Below are 17,327 nucleotides of genomic sequence, written 5' to 3'. Positions count from 1 at the left end.
ATCCGGTTTGGAAAAAATCTTTACAATTCTATCTTAACACGCGGTTTGCGGTTTGAGATAGCGCAGCCGCCCCGCCGTTTGCGCTTTTTTGCAATAATGCGGCCGTCTTAACATTTTCCGCCTTTTTCAGACGGCCTCTGCCGTGTTTCTGCCGAAAGCCGCTATAATCCGCCCCTTTTTCCCGCCTGTGAAACCGCCATGACTGATTCCGGCTACGCCCGCCAGCTCGCAGACAAAACCGACTTCCTCCGCCGCCTGTTCGCGGGCGTCGCCATGCCCGAATGGGCGGTGTTCCCCTCGCCCGAGAGGCATTACCGGATGCGCGCCGAGTTCCGCATCTGGCACGAGGGCGGCGGCACCAGCTACGCCATGTTTGAAAATGGCAAAAAGGCCGGTGGCGCGTCGGTTGTCCGTCTGGCACAGTTTCCCGCCGCCTCCGCCGCCATCAACGCCCTGATGCCCGAATTGCTGGCCGCCTTGTCGACCAAGCCTGTGCTGAAAAACCGCCTGTTCCAGTGCGAATTTCTTTCCACCTTGTCGGGCGACATGCTGGTGAGCCTGATTTACCACCGCAAACTCGACGACGCATGGCAGGCGGCGGCGCAGGATTTGCAGCGGCGGCTGGGCATCGCCCTCATCGGCCGCAGCAAGGGGCAGAAAATCGTTTTGTCGCGCGACTTCGTAACCGAAGAGCTTGAAGCGGGCGGCCGCATCTTCCGCTACCGCCAACCCGAGGGCGCGTTCAGCCAGCCCAATGCGGCGGTGTGCGCCAAAATGCTGGAATGGGCGTGCGGCTGCGCGGCTGGCCTGGGTGGCGACCTGCTCGAACTCTATTGCGGCAACGGCAATTTCACCCTGCCGCTGGCGCGCCATTTTGGCCGCGTGCTGGCCACCGAAGTGTCGAAAACCTCCGTGCGCGCCGCGCAGTGGAACATCGAAGCCGACGGCGCGGACAACATCCGCATCGCGCGGCTCTCAGCGGAAGAGTTCGCCCAAGCCTACGGGGGTGGCCGCGAATTCCGCCGCCTGCGCGAACAGGGCATCAGCCTGTCCGACTACGCCTTTTCCACCATTTTCGTCGACCCGCCCCGTGCCGGCGTCGACGAGGCCACCCTGCGCCTGATGCAGGGTTTCGACAACATCATCTATATCTCCTGCAACCCCGAAACCCTGCGCGCCAACCTCGATGTGCTGCTGCAAACGCATGAAATCAAAGCCGCCGCGCTGTTCGACCAGTTTCCGTTTACCGCGCACATCGAAAGCGGCGTGCTGCTACGGCGCAAGGCCGTCTGAAAACACGCTCCGGCCAAAGTGGCGTTTTCAGACGGCCTCTTGCCAACAAAACGGCAAAAGAAAAAGCCAAATCGCAAAGATTTGGCTTTTTCCGTATCTGGCTCCCCGACCTGGGCTCGAACCAGGGACCTGCGGATTAACAGTCCGTCGCTCTACCGACTGAGCTATCGGGGAAAGAAGCCGCGCATTCTATAAACGTGTTTTTGCTTCGTCAAGCCGTTTTTTATGGGCGTTTTATAGATGTTTGTTTACAGATGATATTTGAAAACCGTTTGCCGTGTTTGTTCCGGCGGTGCAAGGCCGAAACGCCGTTTTCAGACGGCCTCACGCGCGGTTTTCGGGGTCAAGCGCGGCGGTGGCTTCGCGCAGCCATTGCCATGCAAGGCGGTAGTGGTCGCCGAACGCGTCAAACAGCGCGTCTTCGCTCAACACGCTGTATTCGCCTTCGGTGCGCAGCGACACGGGCAGCCCGTCCGCCACGGCATTCGCGTATGCCATATATTCGGTGGCGTAAAACTTGTCCAGCTCCGTCATGATTTGCGCCGCCTGCCGCCATTGCTGCTGCGCGGCTTCAAGCTGCGGCAAAAGTTGCAGCCAGCGGCGGTAAAGGGCTTGGATTTCGTCAATGCGCTGCTGCGCCTGTTCGGGGGTGGGTAGCATGGTTTTCCTTTCTGACGGTTTCGTGCCGGTCATTATCAAGGCCGTCTGAAAATCGTAAAAACGGGTTTCAGACGGCCTTTGCGTTCACAAAAAGCATTGCAATAAATCGTTTAAAAACAACCGTCCCTGCTCAGTCGGGCAGAACACAGTCGGGTTGGTTTCCAGCAAGCCTTTTTGCCTTGCCGTTTCGATCTGCGCCATGATTTTGGCGGCGGGTACGCCCGTGCGCTCCTGCAACATCGCGGCAGGTACGCCGTCGGTCAGGCGCAGGGCGTTCATCATGAATTCGAACGGCAAATCATCGGCGGCGACGGTTTTGCGTTCGACGGCTTCACTCGGTTGGCTTTGCATTAGGGCGAGATAGTCGTTGGGATGGCGGCGGCGGACGGTGCGCTCGATGCGGTCGGGATAGGAGATTTTGCCGTGCGCGCCCGCGCCTATGCCCAAATAATCGCCGAACTGCCAGTAGTTCAAATTGTGGCGGCACTGCATGGCAGGTTTCGCAAAAGCCGATGTTTCGTAGTGGATAAAACCCGCGCCCTCCAGCGCGCCGTGTACCGCGTCTTCGATGTCGAGAGCCGCTTCGTCTTGCGGCAAACCTTTCGGCGGCGTGTGGCCGAACGGCGTGTTCGGCTCCATCGTCAGATGATACGCGCTGATGTGGGTCGCGCCCGTAGTGATGGCGGTTTGTACGTCGTTTAAGGCCGTCTGAACGGTCTGGTTCGGCAGGGCATACATCAAGTCGATATTGACTTTATCAAATAATTTCAAGGCGGTAGCTATGGCGGTTAAGGCTTCTTTGCCGTTGTGGACGCGCCCCAACCGCGCAAGCATATCGTCGTTGAAACTCTGCACGCCAATAGAAAGCCGCGTAATGCCTGCGTCTTTAAATCCTTGAAATTTCTCGATTTCAAACGTACCCGGATTAGCTTCCAACGTAATTTCCGCTTCGGGCTGCAAGCGCAACAGCGAACGCACGCCGCTCAACAAACGGTCAATCGATTCCGCCTGAAACAGGCTGGGCGTACCGCCGCCGAAAAATATCGTTTCCACCGGCCTGCCCCAAATATTGGGCAATTCAAGCTGCAAGTCGGTCAGCAGCGCGTCGATATAGGCGGCTTCGGGCAGCCCGTTTTTCAGGCTGTGGGAATTGAAGTCGCAATACGGGCATTTTTTGATGCACCACGGGATGTGGATATAGAGCGATAGGGGCGGCAGGGCGGCGAGATGGCCGGGTTTTTGGAAAGTGATTTGGGTCATGACGTTAAAAATTTTTCGATGTCCTGTTCGGACAATTTGGAATTACACACCACATGCAGGCCGTCTGAAAGGATTTTAATCAGCGCGGGCACGGTGTCGATGTCGTGTTCTTCGCGAAAATCCGCCCATGCGGCTTTGTCGCTGCTGTCGGCAAAACGCACGGATACGCCGGTTTGCGCGGCAGCGCGTTGGAGCTTGGGCGCGAAACGGCGGCAGTAGGAGCAGCTTGCGCGGCCGAGGAAAACCACGGCGGTTTGTCTGCATTTGATGATGTGCGCCAACTCGGCGGGGGTAACGGGGGCGAATGCGGCGGTGTGTTCGGCAAAGGTTTGCTGCTCGGCGGCGGTGGGTTTGGGCATGGTCGGGTGTTTTGTGTTTGGGTTGAGGCCGTCTGAAAAGCGTAAAACGGGTTTTTGGCTGCGCCGAAGCTGCGCTTTCAGACGGCCTCAATGTATTTTTGGCAAATCTCCGTTGGTTTGCTTTCTGCACTGCGGCGGGAATGCGGCCGGCGTGTGTTTTCAGACGGCCTTGCATCTGCCGTTTTATGATGCAAAATCCGCTGCAAAAGTTGAATGTCAACAGACCCTACAAGATGCGGTGCGACAGGGCGGGGAGGCGGGTGCGGACGCTGTGCAGGCGGACGGGGTCGAGGGTGGCGGTGATGACGCCTTCGCCTTCGGGCAGGAGGGCGAGGGTGTCGCCCCAGGGGTCGATGATCATGCTGTGGCCGAAGGTGCGGCGGCCGCTTTGGTGATGGCCGCCTTGTCCGGCGGCGAGGACGTAGCATTGGTTTTCCACGGCGCGGGCGCGCAGCAGCAGCTCCCAATGGGCGCGGCCGGTGGTGTGGGTGAAGGCGGCGGGCAGGACGAGGGCGTCGAAGGGGGCTTGGGCGCGGAAGAATTCGGGGAAGCGCAGGTCGTAGCAGATGCCCTGCGCCAGCAGCCAGCCGTCGGCGGCAAGCTGCGGCACGCTTGTGCCTGCGGCGATGGTGTCGGCTTCGGCGTAACGCTCGCCGAGGCCGGAGTAGCCGAAGAGGTGCATTTTGTCGTAGCGGCCGAGCAGTTCGCCGCCGCGCCCGTAAACGAGCATAGTATTGAGCACTTTGCCCGCGTCGCCGCTGTGCAGCGGGACGGTGCCGCCGAAGAGGATGAGGCGGCATTCGGCGGCGGCTTGGGACAAGGCCGTCTGAAAACGGCCTACGCCGAAGGGTTCGGCGAGGGCGAGTTTGTCGCTGTCGCTGCGCCCCATTAGCGGCCAGTATTCGGGCAGCACTGCCCAGTCTGCGCCTGCGTCGGCGGCCTGGCGCACGAGGCGGCGCATGGTGCGGATGTTGGCTTCGGGGTCGGTGGTGGAAACGGTTTGGATGACGGCGGCGCGGATGTTTTGCATGTTTTCTTTTTTCAGACGGCCTGTTGCCGTTGCAGGTATTTGTTTGCGGAGTCGGGGGGTTGCCTGCCTTAATGTCTGCCGAACAGCTTCATCAGCGGCAGCACCACGGCGCAGGCGGCCGTGCCTGCGGCGAGGCCGGTGAGCAGGGAGGCAAGTGCGCCGGGGAGGCCGTCGTGCCAGTGCATGTGGTGCAGCCAGTCGGACAGGACGGGGGCGTTGTGGGCAATGAGGCCGCCGCCGACGAGGAACACGGCCAGTGTGCCGGCCACGCTCAGGCCGCGCATCAGCCACGGCATGGCGGCAATCAGCCCTTCGCCGGTTTTTTTCAGCGCGCCGCCGCGTTTGACGAGGAAGAAGCCGAAGTCGTCGAGTTTGACGATGACGGCCACCAATCCGTACACGAACACGGTCATGCCGATGCCGATGGCCAGCAGCACCAGCGTGCGGTCGGCCAGCGTGGCCTGCGGGGCGAGCGTGCCCAGGGCGATGATGATGATTTCGGCGGAGAGGATGAAGTCGGTGCGCACCGCGCCTTTGATTTTGTCGTCTTCGCTTTCCAACTCGTCGGGCACGGCCTGCGGCGAGTGGCCGGGGGCGGGGCGGTGGAGGAATTTGTGCAGAAGTTTTTCCACGCCTTCAAAGCAGAGGAAGAGGCCGCCGAGCATCAGCAGCGGGGTGATTAAAACGGGCAGCAGGGCGGAGAGCAGCAGGGCGGCGGGGATGAGTATCAGCTTGTTTTTAAACGATCCTTTGGCCACTTTCCACACTACGGGCAGCTCGCGTTCGGCGGCCACGCCGGTTACTTGTCCGGCGTTGAGCGCGAGGTCGTCGCCCACCACGCCGACGGTTTTTTTGGCGGCGGCTTTGGCCATCAGGGAAACATCGTCGAGTACGGAGGCGATGTCGTCGAGCAGGGTGAAGAGGGAGGCGAAGGCCATAGGGCAACCTTTCGATTGAAACGGAAAGCGGCGGATTATAAGGGAAAAGGCCGTCTGAAAACCGCGTTTTCAGACGGCCTTTGCGCTTGTGCGGGCGAATTCTTCCAGCAGGATGCGCAGCACGGCTTCGGTGCGGGCGGACTGCACGCGGTAGGGCGTTACCGCGTACACGTCCACCGCCGACAGCGTCCAGTCGGGCAGGATGCGTTTCAGACGGCCTGAGGCCAAGTCGTCCGCCACGTCGCCTTCGAGGAACACCGCCAGCCCCAGACCCGCGCGCACCAGTTCGAGCAGCGCGCCAAGCTGGGTGCAGCGGATGCCCTCGTCGCCGATCAGCAGGTCGGCAAATTCCGCGCCGCGCCGCATGGGCAGGCGGGCGGGCCGGTAATACAGCCAGCGGCAGGCGGCCAAATCGTGCGGCGCGGACACGCTGTGGCGGGCGGCGTAGGCGGGGGCGGCGCAAATCACCCAGTGCTGGCGGGTAAGAAGGCGGGCGACCAGGTTTTCGTCGTCGAGCGCGTGTTCGCCGCCGCGCAGGGCGATGTCGGCGTTGGCGCGCTGCAAGTCGAGCAGGCCGTCGTCAAACAGCAGCTCGGGGCGCACGGCGGGATGTTCGGCCAGCAGGCGTTCGAGGCTGCGGCGCAGCGCGGGATGGGCGGCCATGCCCGAGGGCAGGGCGATGCGGACGGTGCCGGCGATTTCGCCGTTTACCTGCGCAAGCAGCGCGAAGGCGTCTTCCGAGCAGCGCAGCAGGCGGCGGCAGGACTCGGCCATGGCGCGCCCCGCGTCGGTGGGCGTGAGCGTGCGTGTGCTGCGGTTGAGCAGCTTCACGCCGTATTCGCGCTCCAAATGGGCGACATGCTGGCTGACCGCCGGCGCGCTCATGCCGAGCTTTTGCGCGGCGGCGGTCATCGTGCGGCATTCGAGCAGGGTGGCGAACACCAATAAGGGCTTGATTTCGCGCATGGCGGGGTTCCTTATTTTTGCTTGTTTGAGGCCGTCCCCGCCTGCGCGGGGATGACGTTTCTGAAAACCGATTTTAACTTCGTTGAAGCTGCGCTTTCAGACGGCCTTTTCAGACGGCCATTGTTAAGCGCGGCTTAATCCGCGCATAAGCCGACACGCTATTATCATGCGGCGGCAAAGTCAATAAAATGCACGGCATCGATTCGACAACAGCACTTAAAGAAAGGCAGCATCATGAAAATCGCAGTCATCGGCGCAACCGGCCTGGTCGGCAACGCAGCCGTACAGGAACTCGCCGCACGCGGCCACGAAGTAACGGCTTTCGCCCGCAACACCGACAAAGTGTTCCAAGCCCCAAACGTTACCGCCCGCGCGGCGGATGTGAACGCGGCGGATTTCGCCGAACAGCTCAAAGGCTTCGATGCCGTCGTCAGCGCGTTCAACCCGGGCTGGGACAACCCGAATCTGGCGGCCGATTTCACGCGCGGCGCAAACAGCATTAACGAAGCGGCCAAAGCCGCCGCCGTGCCCTATCTTTTGATTGTCGGCGGCGCGGGCAGCCTGAATGTCGCACCCGGCGTGCAACTGGTCGACACACCCGAATTTCCGCAAGACATCTACCCCGGCGCAAACGCCGCCCGCGAGCTGTTGGACGGTTTGCGCGAACGCCGCGATGTGAACTGGGCCTTCCTCTCGCCCGCCGCGATGTTCGGCAGCCACCCCGACAACACGGCACGCAGCGGCCGATACCGCACCGGCCGAGACGACGTATTGTTTGACGCAAACGGCGCACCCGCCGACATTTCCACCGCCGACCTCGCCTGCGCCATCGCCGACGACGTGGAAAACAAAGCGCATTTGTTTGAACGCTTTACCGTGGCCGAAATGTAAAATACAGGCCGTCTGAAAGCGCAGCTTCAACGAAGTTAAAACCGTTTATCCCCTCTCCCGCTTGCGGGGGAGGGTTAGAGTGGGGCAAACGCCCGACGTACCCGCCGATTCGGTTTCTGCCGAAACCGCACCCCCACCCCGGCCCTCCCCCGCGCAAGCGCAGGAGAGGAGCAAATTTCAGACGGTCTTAAACATTCCATACATTAAAAGGAAACCGACATGAAAAAAACCTTCGCCCTCATCCTCACCGCCGCCGCGCTGGCCGCCGGCACCGCCCACGCCGCGCCCAAAGCCAAAGCCGCCGCGCACAGCCAGAGCCGGGCGCAGCGCAACAAAGCCAATGTTTTGGCGTTTTACGATTTGGCGTTCAACCAACACAAACTCGACGAAGCCGTGCGCAAATACGTGGCCGAGCCCTACATCCAGCACAACCCCACCGTGGCCGACGGCGGCAAAGCGTTTATCGACTCGTTCGTGCCGTTTCTGAAAGAAAACCCGCAGTCCCGCGCCGAAGTCAAACGCGCGGCGGCCGACGGCGATCTGGTGTGGCTGCACGTGTTCAGCCGCACCTCGCCGCAGGATCGGGGCGAAGCCGTGGTGGATATTTTCCGCGTGAACAAAGCGGGCAAAATCGTCGAGCATTGGGACGTGATCCAAGCCGTGCCCGAAAAAACCGCCAGCGGACACTCGATGTTTTAACCGTTGCCAAAACAACAGGCCGTCTGAAAACCGCAAACGGGTTTTCAGACGGCCTTTTTGCCGCGCCCCATTCTTTACACTTCGCCGTTCGCATCGTTTCTCACGGAACAATCTTCGCAAGAGCGCGGCGCAACCGACGGTTTATGCCAACGAAAGCGTGATTTTGGTCTATTGTGCGTTAAGCGGATTTACTTTATATTGCACGGCACTCATCCCATCAGAAAAAACACAAGGAAAACAGTATGGCGCAGTTTGCAATAGACAAAACCGATTTGCGGATTCTGCACGTGGTACAGGCCGAGGGCAGGCTCACCAACGTGGAGCTTTCCGAGCGCGTATCCCTCTCGCCCTCGCCCTGCCTGCGGCGGCTCAAACAGCTCGAAAGCGAGGGCTACATACGCGGCTATGCCGCGCTGCTCTCGCCACAAGCCCTGAAACTGGGCTTGCAGGCGTTTATCCGCGTGTCCATCGACAAATCGGTGGCCGCGCGCGAAGACTTCGCGCAGGCGGTGGGTCTCTGGCCGCAGGTGCTCAGCTGCTTCGCGCTGACCGGGGAAACCGACTACCTGCTGCACGCCTTCTTCCCCGACATGACCGCGTTTTCCCATTTCGTGCTCGACGTGCTGCTCTCGCACCCGGGCGTGCGCGACGCGAAATCCAGCTTCGTGCTCGACGAGTTGAAAAACACGACCGCGCTGCCGCTGGAACATCTGTATGCGGGCATGGAAGCCGAAACGGAAACGGAAGCGCGGCAGGCGTAAGGACGCGGGCTGCGCAAATAATCAGAGGCCGTCTGAAAGCGCAGCTTCGGCGCAGCCAAAACAGGTTTTTCAGACGGCCTCTGTTGCTTTTGTAGGGTGTGTGGCGCAGCCACGCACGCGGTTGGGGTTGTTAGGAAACGCGCGGATTGGTTGAAACAGCAGGGAACGCGTGCGTCGCCTTGGGGCGACACACCCTACGTTTGGTTCGGTATGGGCTGGATGGCAAATAGGCCGTCTGAAAACCTGTTTTGGCTGCGCCGAAGCTGCGCTTTCAGACGGCCTTTTCGCACCTTCAAACCGCCACGCCCGCTTCTTCCAGCACGTTTTGCGCCGCCAGCGCGGCGGTGTCTTTGCGCAGGGTGAGGTGCAGTTCGCGGAAGTCGTTTTCCAGCGCGGCGACGGCTTCGGGCGATTCGTACCACTTGATCAGCGCGTCGGCCAAAAGCGCGGGTTTGGCTTTGCCCTGCAACAGCTCGGGCACGGCTTCGCGTCCGAGCAGGATGTTGGGCAGGCCGACGTGCGGCACTTTGATTTTGCGCTTCACATAGGCGTAGGTGAGCGGCGAGATTTTGTAGCTGATCACCATCGGACGCTTGCACAGGGCCACTTCCAGCGTGGCCGTGCCGCTGGTAACCAGCACGGCGTCGGCGGCGGTGCAGGCCAGGTCGGCGTGGGTGGTCATCAGCTGCACGGGCAGGCGTTTGTATTCGTCTTTGGCCAGGATTTCGAGCAGGCGCACACGGGTGGCGTGGGTGGCCACGGGTAGTAGGAAGCGGGCTTGGGGCAGGCGTTGCAGCACCAATCCGGCCGTCTGAAAAAAGACCGGTGCCATGTAGTCGATTTCGCTGACGCGGCTGCCGGGCAGCAAGGCGAACACGGGCGTGTTTTCGTCGAGTTTCATGCGTTTGCGGGCGGCGGCGCGGTCGGCGTCCAGCGGCAGGGTCTGCGCCATCGGGTGGCCGACAAATTCCGCCCGTCCGCCCGCGTCGCGGTAAAGCTGCGGCTCCATCGGGAAGAGGCAGAGCACGCGGTTGGCCTGTTTCACAATGCTGTTGACCCGCCCGCGCCGCCACGCCCACACCGAGGGGCTGACGTAGTGCACGGTGGCGATGCCCGCCGCTTTCAGACGGCCTTCAACGGCGAGGTTGAAGTCGGGCGCGTCGATGCCGACGAACACGTCGGGGCGCAGGCGCAGCATGTCGGCGGTCAGCCCTTTGCGGATTTTGTGGATTTCGGGCAGGCGTCTGACCACTTCGGCAAAGCCGCGCACGGCGAGTTTTTCCTGTTCGTACAAACTCTCGAAACCGAGCGCGGCCATGCGCGCGCCGCCGATGCCGGTAAAGCGCGCCTGCGGGCAGCGGGCACGTATGGCTTCGATCAGATGCGCGCCGAGCAGGTCGCCGGAGGCTTCGCCGGCGCACAGGGCGATGAGGGGGGAGGGGGCGGTCATGTGTTTGGCCAAAGGGTTTGTTTTTGTAAAGCGGCGCATTGTACTGGAAAACCGCGTTTGAAGCCGTCTCCGCCTGCGCGGGGATGACGTTTCTGAAAGGCTTTCAGACGGCCTCAAATGGCAAGGCGGGGCGAAATCCTTTAAAATGCGCCCCTTATTTCAACAATAGAACCCACAGCAGAACCACTATGGAAGCCGAACGCATCAACCAGTTAAACAACCATCTGAACGACCTCGAACAGCGCAGCGCGGCCATCCGCAGCTATATGGACTATCAGGGCAAAAAAGAACGTTTGGAGGAAGTAATCGGCCTCTCCGAAGATCCGGAATTGTGGAACGACCCCAAACGCGCCCAGGAAATCGGCAAAGAGCGCAAGCTGCTCGAAGGCGTGGTGCTCACGCTGGACAACATCGGCGGCGGCATCGAAGACAACCGCATGCTGATTGAAATGGCGGTCGAAGAAAACGACGAAGACGGTTTCGCCGCCATCGAAAGCGACGTGGCCGAACTCGAAAGCCAAATGGCCGGCCTCGAATTCAAGCGCATGTTCAACCAGCCCGCCGACCACAACAACTGCTTTGTGGACATCACCGCAGGCGCAGGCGGCACCGAAGCCGAAGACTGGGCGGGCATGCTGTTCCGCATGTACAGCCGCTACGCCGAGCGCAAGGGCTTCAAACTCGAAATCATCGAAGAAGACGACGGCGAAATCGCCGGCATCAACCGCGCCACCCTGCGCGTGGAAGGCGAATACGCCTACGGCCTGTTGCGCACCGAAACCGGCGTGCACCGCCTGGTGCGCTACTCGCCCTTCGATTCCAACAACAAACGCCACACCTCGTTCGCCTCCGTGTTCGTGTATCCCGAAGTGGACGACAGCTTCGAGATCGAAATCAACCCCGCCGATTTGCGCACCGACACCTACCGCGCATCCGGCGCGGGCGGCCAGCACATCAACAAAACCGACTCCGCCGTGCGCATCACCCACATTCCCACCGGCATCGTCGTCCAGTCGCAATCCAGCCGTTCGCAGCACGAAAACCGCCGCATCGTGATGGAAATGCTGCGTTCCAAACTGTTCGAGCTGGAAATGCGCAAGCGCAACGAAGAAAAACAAGCCCTCGAAGAAGGCAAGGCCGATGTCGGCTGGGGCAGCCAAATCCGCTCTTATGTGCTCGATTCCTCGCGCATCAAAGACCTGCGTACCGGCTATGAAGTCGGCAATACCAAAGCCGTGCTCGACGGCGACTTGGACGGCTTCATCGAAGCCAGTTTGAAACAGGGCGTATAATGCCCTTCGAGGCCGTCTGAAAACGGCGGATAACGTGTTTTCAGACGGCCTCAACGTTCCACCAACCTGCAAAGCAGAAAGGAAACCCGTATGAAAAAAACCGCCGCAGCACTCCTCGCCCTCGCCGCCGCCGCGCAGCTTGCCGCCGCCCCCCTCACCGCCGCCGACCAGGGCGACTACGTCCTGCTCGACCAAAACGAAAACCCCACCCCCATGCAGATGCAGTTTGCCCTGCAAGGATCGCAATGGATTATGAACGGGCGCGAAGCCGGCGGCCAATGGCAGCCCGTATGCAGAGGCACGGGCGAGTGCCGCCTTGTCGTTTCGTCCAAAGCTGACGTGGACAAATGGAAAAAACACCTGCCCGCAAGCTGGCAGCCGCACAACTTCGGCTGCATCAACAACAAAGCCTTCGCCTTCTGCCGCGTCGACCACGCCAGCGAAGCCGGCCGCACCGGCTACTGGTGGTTTGCCCTCACCGACGGCCGCGTCGTCCCCCTGCCGGCCAACCGCATCAAATAAACCGCAGAGGCCGTCTGAAAACCCCGCTTCGGTACGCCTGAAACGGGTCTGCCCTTTTCAGACGGCCTCTTTGCTTTTTCAGACGGCCTCAAATGACCCAAACCCCGCCCGATGCCGACGGCACGTGGAGCGTCTACCTCGTCCGCTGTGCAAACGGCGCACTCTATTGCGGCATCAGCAACCGCCCCGCGCAACGCTACGCCGCCCACCTCGCCGGACGCGGCGCGCGCTACACCCGCATGCACAAACCCGAAGAAATGCGCCTCACCGACAGCGGCCTTACCAAAAGCGCGGCACAAAAACGCGAAGCCGCCATCAAACGCCTGCCCAAAAGCGCAAAAACCGCGCTCTGGCACACCGCCGCCCCGTTGGTCGGTACGGAAAAACCAAATGAATAACAAACCCCTGCGCATCCTCGGCATCGACCCCGGCAGCCGCACCACCGGCTTCGGCATCATCGACCTTATCGGCCGCGAACACCACTATGTCGCCTCCGGCTGCATCAAAACCATCGCCGGCGACGAACTGGCCGGCCGCATCGGCGTCATCGTGGAAAACCTCGCCGAAATCATCGACTGCTACCGCCCGCAGCAGGCCGCCGTGGAAAAAGTGTTTGTCAACGCCAACCCCGCCTCCACCCTCATGCTCGGCCAGGCGCGCGGCGCGGCCGTCGCCGCCCTCGTCATGCGCGGCCTGCCCGTGTACGAATACACCGCCCTGCAAGTCAAACAGGCCGTCGTCGGCCAGGGCAAAGCCGCCAAAGAACAAGTGCAGCACATGGTGGTGCGCATGCTGCGCCTCTCCGGCACCCCCCAGCCCGACGCTGCCGACGGCCTCGCCACCGCCCTCACCCACGCCCTGCGCAACAACAGCCTCGCCGCCCGCCTCAACCCCGACGGCCTGCAAATCAAAGGCGGGCGTTTCAAATAGCAAACAGGAAGACATAAACGGCATGCGCCCGCTGCCGTGCAACAAAAAAAGGCCGTCTGAAAGCGCAGCTTTCAGACGGCCTCATGCTCGCCAACCGGACAAAAAAATCCCGCAAAACACAAAATTTTGCGGGCGATTAATTAAGAAAGGAATTTACGATGAAATGTGAGGCCGGATTATACCGATAAAACCGCGCCTGTCAAATCACGTCTGCCCCCGTTTTCAGACGGCCGCCGATGGCGGGTATAATCGCCGCCCGCCTTCCCCGCCCGACTGCCATGCGCCAAACCGTCTTCATCGCCGACCTCCACCTCTCCGACGACACCCCCGACCTCAACCGCCTGTTCGCCCAAGCCCTAAACCTCTGGCGGGAAAACACCGACGCGCTTTATATCTTGGGCGACCTCTTTGAAGCCTGGCTGGGCGACGACATGCCCGACGCGGCGGCACGCGACGCGGCGGCGCGGCTCAAAGCCTTTTCCGCCCATGCCCCCGTGTACTTCATCTGCGGCAACCGCGACTTCCTGCTCGGCCGCCGCTACGCCGCGCAGGCGGGCATGACCCTGCTGCCCGAAGTGCGCCAAATCAGCCTCTACGGCCAAACCTACCTGATTTCGCACGGCGACGAAATGTGCACCGCCGACACCGCCTACCAACGCTTCCGCCGCATCATGCGCAACAGGGCCGTGCAGAAAATCCTGCTGTCGCTGCCGCAGAAATGGCGCAGGAAAATCGCCGCCGACATGCGCGCCGCCAGCCGCCGCCGCAAACGCGAAACCGGCCTTAGTGCCGTCTCCGACGTCAGCGAAAGCGGCGTGCAGGCCGCCCTCGCGCGCCACCCAGAGGCCGACGCCCTCATTCACGGCCACACCCACCGCCCCGCCATCCACAGCCACAGCTTCGCCGGCCGCGAAGTCAAACGCTACGTGCTGCCCGACTGGCACGACGGGCGCGGCGGCTATCTTGCCGTGTCCGAAGCGGGCTGCGAAATCCGGCCGCTGGCAAACCGGGCAGAGTCCGTCTGAAAAGCGGGTAGGGCAGGGCGGTTGGCAAAAAGCCACATTTTCAGCGGTTTGGCAGACAGATTGCACCGCGCAGGCAAACGCGGGCTTGAAGCGGCGGGCGGATTCGTGGTATAAACCGCGTTTTATTTTTTCAGAAGTTTGGAGTCCAACCATGGCACGAGTTTGTAAAGTGACCGGAAAACGCCCGATGAGCGGGAACAACGTGTCGCATGCCAACAATAAAACCAAACGCCGTTTTTTGCCTAACTTGCAAACACGCCGTTTTTGGGTTGAAAGCGAAAACCGCTGGGTGCGTCTGCGCGTATCCAACGCCGGCCTGCGCACTATCGACAAACTGGGCATCGACGCCGTTCTGGCCGATTTGCGCGCGCGCGGCGAAGCCTGATTTTCACGATTTTCGATAAGGAATTAAGCAATGCGCGACAAAATCAAACTGGAATCGAGTGCGGGTACCGGTCATTTCTACACCACCACCAAAAACAAACGCACCATGCCCGGCAAACTGGAAATCAAAAAATTCGATCCCGTTGCCCGCAAACACGTTATCTATAAAGAAACCAAATTGAAATAATCCGGTTTCTGCCGCCGCCTCCCGCCAGCCACACGCCTGCGGGAGGCTGTTTCGTTTGCGGCCGTGCCGTTTTGCCGCATGAGGCTGTCTGAAAACACCGTCCGCCGCGCTCCCGTTCTGCCGTTCGCACTGCGGGCAGAAACTTTGCTAAGCCTGGTACTTCATAAAAGCCGTCATTCCCGCGCGGGCGGGAATCTTGGTTGGATTTCAATAATTTCCGAATAAACAAACTGTTGAAATTCTGGCAAGATTCCCGCCCGCGCGGGAATGACGCCGTTTGGCAACACCCGAGGTTTGCCGAGGTTTCTGCCTGCCGCGCAAACGGCGGGACGGATATTTTCGTGCCGTTCCGTCGTGTCCCGCCAAACAAAACATTGCAGGGCGCAGGGGATTCCCGCCCGCGCGGAAACGACGTCGCCCGAACGAATCCCGTGGCTTTTCAAAGTTGCGGATTGTTGGTGCGGCTGCGGCAATATGTTAATATTCGCAAAATGTTTACAATCTGAAATCCGCCGACAGCGGATTTCGCCGGATGCCGGTTCCGTCTGAAAACGCCGCACGCAAACGCCCGCGCGCCCCAAACCGTTTTTCAGACGGCCTTTTTGCTTTCCCAATCCGCAAAACAAAGGAGTGAAGATGGATTTTATCGCAGCACACCTGAACGCCGTGGTGGCCGCCGTCGTCATCATGCTGGCCTTGTCGCTGGCGCGGGTGCATGTGGTGTTGAGCCTGACTGTGGGCGCGTTTGCCGGCGGCCTGCTGGCGGGAATGCCGCTGGCCGACACGGCCGACGCCGCCGGAAACGTATCGCGGCAGGGCATCATCACCGTGTTTCAAAACGGCCTGTCGGGCGGGGCGAAGATTGCACTCTCCTATGCCATGCTGGGCGCGTTTGCCATGGCGATTACCCATTCCGGCCTGCCGCAGCAGCTTGCCGGCGCGGTGGTGCGCAGGCTGAACCAAAACAGCGCGTCGGGCGCAGGCGCGGTGAAGTGGACGCTGCTGATATTGTTGTTGGCGATGGGCATCATGAGCCAGAACGTCGTGCCCATCCATATCGCCTTTATCCCGATGGTGGTGCCGCCGCTGCTGCTGGTGTTCAACCGCCTGAAAATCGACCGCCGCCTGATTGCCTGCGTCATTACCTTCGGGCTGGTAACCACCTATATGTTCCTGCCCTACGGCTTCGGCGCGATTTTCCTAAACGAAATCCTGCTGGGCAACATCAAATCCTCGGGCATGAACGTGGACGGCATCAACGTGATGGAAGCCATGGCGATTCCCGCGCTGGGCATGGTGGCCGGGCTGCTGCTGGCCTTTGTCCATTACCGCAAACCGCGCGTTTATGAAGACAACCAGGTCGATGCCGACGACAACCGCGCCGCCGCCGACCAGCCCGAACCCTCGTCTTACCGCAGCCTGGTGGCGGGCGTGGCCATCGCCGTCTGCTTCGCCATCCAGCTTGTTTACAACGACGCGCTGCTCTTGGGCGCGATGCTCGGCTTTGCCGTGTTCATGACCCTGGGCGTGGTCAAACGCCACGACGCCAACGACGTGTTCGGCGCGGGCATCCGCATGATGGCGATGGTCGGCTTCATCATGATTGCCGCGCAGGGCTTCGCCGCCGTGATGCAGGCCACCGGCGACATCCAGCCGCTGGTGGACGGCAGCATGAAAATGTTCGGCGGCAGCAAAGGCATGGCCGCCTTCGCCATGCTGTTTGTCGGCCTTTTGGTAACCATGGGCATCGGCTCCTCCTTCTCCACCCTGCCCATCATCACCGCGATTTATGTGCCCCTGTGCATCAGCCTCGGCTTCTCGCCGCCGGCCACCGTCGCCATTGTCGGCACCGCCGGCGCGCTGGGCGACGCCGGCTCGCCCGCCTCCGACTCCACCCTCGGCCCCACCATGGGCCTGAACGCCGACGGCCAGCACGACCACATCCGCGACTCCGTCGTCCCCACCTTCATCCACTACAACATCCCGCTGCTGATTGCCGGCTGGATTGCCGCGATGGTGCTGTAAATGGACGAACTCGAACAACGCATCACCGAATTGGAAATTCAGACGGCCTTACAGGAAGACACCATCGCCGACCTTAACGGCACCATCGCCAAAATGCGCGAAACGCTCGACTTGCAGCAGGCGCAGCTGAGGCTGCTCTACCGCCGCATGCAGGACAAAAGCACGGACGGCGGCGCAGAAACATACAGCCTGCGCGACGAAATCCCGCCGCATTATTGACTGCCTTTAAACGCAGGCCGTCTGAAAGCGCAGCTTCAACGAAGTTAAAACCCGCCCCCGCATTTTTCAGACGGCCTCACTTGCCAAAACAACGCATTTGCGCAATAATCCGCCGCTTTCCCGACGGCACGAAGCCGCCGTTTCTTTGAAGCATAGGCACAACCCCTATGCCCGCCACCCGAAAGGACAAACACATGAAACAAAACATCCACCCCAACTACCACGAAGTCAAAGTAACCTGCTCCTGCGGCAACCAATTCGTTACCCAGTCCGCCATGGAAAAAGACAACTTCACCATCGAAGTCTGCTCCCAGTGCCACCCCTTCTACACCGGCACCCAGAAAATCGTCGATACTACCGGCCGCGTCGACAAATTCAACAGCAAATTCGGCAAACTGTTCAAACGCAGCTAAACCCGCCGGAGAAACAAAAAAAG

The 17,327-nt window shown here is 61.0% G+C and carries 21 protein-coding genes and 1 tRNA gene; 14 read left to right on the top strand and 8 right to left on the bottom strand.

All coding sequences use genetic code 11. The features are described from left to right. Positions 1-198 precede the first annotated feature (198 nt). Positions 199-1,293, top strand: a complete 1,095-nt coding sequence (trmA, locus tag H3L91_RS10500; protein WP_007343839.1) for a tRNA (uridine(54)-C5)-methyltransferase TrmA — start codon at positions 199-201, stop codon at positions 1,291-1,293. A gap of 98 nt (positions 1,294-1,391) precedes the next feature. On the opposite strand, the gene H3L91_RS10495 is transcribed toward trmA, so the two are convergent. From H3L91_RS10495 to H3L91_RS10465, 7 genes are all read right to left on the bottom strand, one after another. Continuing rightward, a tRNA-Asn gene (locus tag H3L91_RS10495) sits at positions 1,392-1,467 on the bottom strand. Positions 1,468-1,617: 150 nt separating this feature from the next. Next, positions 1,618-1,953, bottom strand: coding sequence for a DUF4298 domain-containing protein (locus H3L91_RS10490; RefSeq protein ID WP_040659711.1), 336 nt, complete (start codon positions 1,951-1,953; stop codon positions 1,618-1,620). 84 nt (positions 1,954-2,037) lie between these two features. Beyond that, positions 2,038-3,213, bottom strand: a complete 1,176-nt coding sequence (gene hemW / locus H3L91_RS10485) for a radical SAM family heme chaperone HemW (protein WP_007343837.1) — start codon at positions 3,211-3,213, stop codon at positions 2,038-2,040. Continuing rightward, a complete protein-coding gene (locus H3L91_RS10480) occupies positions 3,210-3,572 on the bottom strand; it encodes a DUF6568 family protein (RefSeq protein WP_007343836.1) in 363 nt (120 codons plus the stop codon). The genes hemW and H3L91_RS10480 overlap by 4 nt, the downstream gene beginning before the upstream one ends. Positions 3,573-3,798: 226 nt before the next feature. Further along, positions 3,799-4,602 carry a carbon-nitrogen hydrolase family protein gene (locus H3L91_RS10475; RefSeq protein WP_007343835.1) on the bottom strand — a complete coding sequence of 268 codons (804 nt, stop codon included), beginning with the start codon at positions 4,600-4,602 and terminating at the stop codon, positions 3,799-3,801. A 68-nt stretch (positions 4,603-4,670) separates the two neighbouring features. Then, on the bottom strand, positions 4,671-5,540 hold the full coding sequence (locus tag H3L91_RS10470; protein WP_007343834.1) for a DUF808 domain-containing protein: 870 nt from the start codon (positions 5,538-5,540) through the stop codon (positions 4,671-4,673). A gap of 69 nt (positions 5,541-5,609) precedes the next feature. Next, complete coding sequence (locus tag H3L91_RS10465) at positions 5,610-6,506, bottom strand: LysR family transcriptional regulator (RefSeq protein WP_007343833.1); 897 nt, start codon at positions 6,504-6,506, stop codon at positions 5,610-5,612. Positions 6,507-6,740: 234 nt separating this feature from the next. Here H3L91_RS10465 and H3L91_RS10460 point away from each other — a divergent pair, with 234 nt between their 5' ends. From H3L91_RS10460 to H3L91_RS10450, 3 genes are all read left to right on the top strand, one after another. After that, positions 6,741-7,397, top strand: a complete 657-nt coding sequence (locus H3L91_RS10460) for an NAD(P)-dependent oxidoreductase (protein WP_007343832.1) — start codon at positions 6,741-6,743, stop codon at positions 7,395-7,397. Between the two features lie 219 nt (positions 7,398-7,616). Next, on the top strand, positions 7,617-8,096 hold the full coding sequence (locus H3L91_RS10455) for a nuclear transport factor 2 family protein (protein ID WP_007343831.1): 480 nt from the start codon (positions 7,617-7,619) through the stop codon (positions 8,094-8,096). 242 nt (positions 8,097-8,338) lie between these two features. After that, entirely contained in the window at positions 8,339-8,857 is a 519-nt protein-coding gene (locus H3L91_RS10450) for an Lrp/AsnC family transcriptional regulator (protein WP_007343829.1), read from the top strand. A 292-nt stretch (positions 8,858-9,149) separates the two neighbouring features. On the opposite strand, the gene lpxB is transcribed toward H3L91_RS10450, so the two are convergent. Continuing rightward, positions 9,150-10,307, bottom strand: a complete 1,158-nt coding sequence (gene lpxB / locus H3L91_RS10445) for a lipid-A-disaccharide synthase (RefSeq protein WP_040659707.1) — start codon at positions 10,305-10,307, stop codon at positions 9,150-9,152. A 188-nt stretch (positions 10,308-10,495) separates the two neighbouring features. Here lpxB and prfB point away from each other — a divergent pair, with 188 nt between their 5' ends. From prfB to rpmE, 10 genes are all read left to right on the top strand, one after another. After that, positions 10,496-11,599: a peptide chain release factor 2 gene (gene prfB, locus H3L91_RS10440; RefSeq protein WP_040659147.1), complete on the top strand. Its 1,104-nt coding sequence runs from the start codon at positions 10,496-10,498 to the stop codon at positions 11,597-11,599. A 90-nt stretch (positions 11,600-11,689) separates the two neighbouring features. Further along, on the top strand, positions 11,690-12,121 hold the full coding sequence (locus H3L91_RS10435; RefSeq protein ID WP_007343826.1) for a hypothetical protein: 432 nt from the start codon (positions 11,690-11,692) through the stop codon (positions 12,119-12,121). A 92-nt stretch (positions 12,122-12,213) separates the two neighbouring features. Then, on the top strand, positions 12,214-12,519 hold the full coding sequence (locus tag H3L91_RS10430) for a GIY-YIG nuclease family protein (RefSeq protein WP_007343825.1): 306 nt from the start codon (positions 12,214-12,216) through the stop codon (positions 12,517-12,519). Further along, on the top strand, positions 12,512-13,051 hold the full coding sequence (gene ruvC / locus H3L91_RS10425; RefSeq protein ID WP_007343824.1) for a crossover junction endodeoxyribonuclease RuvC: 540 nt from the start codon (positions 12,512-12,514) through the stop codon (positions 13,049-13,051). Before H3L91_RS10430 ends, ruvC begins: the two co-directional genes overlap by 8 nt. A gap of 278 nt (positions 13,052-13,329) precedes the next feature. Continuing rightward, positions 13,330-14,076 (top strand): UDP-2,3-diacylglucosamine diphosphatase, encoded by a 747-nt coding sequence (locus H3L91_RS10420; RefSeq protein ID WP_040659706.1) that lies wholly within the window; start codon positions 13,330-13,332, stop codon positions 14,074-14,076. 151 nt (positions 14,077-14,227) lie between these two features. Continuing rightward, a complete protein-coding gene (gene rpmB / locus H3L91_RS10415; protein WP_040659145.1) occupies positions 14,228-14,461 on the top strand; it encodes a 50S ribosomal protein L28 in 234 nt (77 codons plus the stop codon). Positions 14,462-14,491: 30 nt separating this feature from the next. Next, positions 14,492-14,647, top strand: a complete 156-nt coding sequence (gene rpmG / locus H3L91_RS10410) for a 50S ribosomal protein L33 (RefSeq protein WP_003684373.1) — start codon at positions 14,492-14,494, stop codon at positions 14,645-14,647. Positions 14,648-15,304: 657 nt separating this feature from the next. Next, positions 15,305-16,672, top strand: a complete 1,368-nt coding sequence (locus H3L91_RS10405; protein ID WP_040659704.1) for a Na+/H+ antiporter family protein — start codon at positions 15,305-15,307, stop codon at positions 16,670-16,672. Further along, on the top strand, positions 16,673-16,891 hold the full coding sequence (locus H3L91_RS10400) for a SlyX family protein (RefSeq protein ID WP_007343817.1): 219 nt from the start codon (positions 16,673-16,675) through the stop codon (positions 16,889-16,891). It begins immediately after the preceding gene. A 194-nt stretch (positions 16,892-17,085) separates the two neighbouring features. Beyond that, positions 17,086-17,304, top strand: a complete 219-nt coding sequence (gene rpmE / locus H3L91_RS10395; protein ID WP_040659702.1) for a 50S ribosomal protein L31 — start codon at positions 17,086-17,088, stop codon at positions 17,302-17,304. The last annotated feature ends 23 nt before the right edge of the window (positions 17,305-17,327 follow it).

The organism is Neisseria bacilliformis (genome assembly GCF_014055025.1).
In the GTDB taxonomy this organism is placed as follows: Bacteria; Pseudomonadota; Gammaproteobacteria; order Burkholderiales; family Neisseriaceae; genus Neisseria; species Neisseria bacilliformis.
The sequence above is the reverse complement of the archived record's forward strand: the minus strand, read 5'-3'. Positions and strand labels throughout refer to the sequence as shown.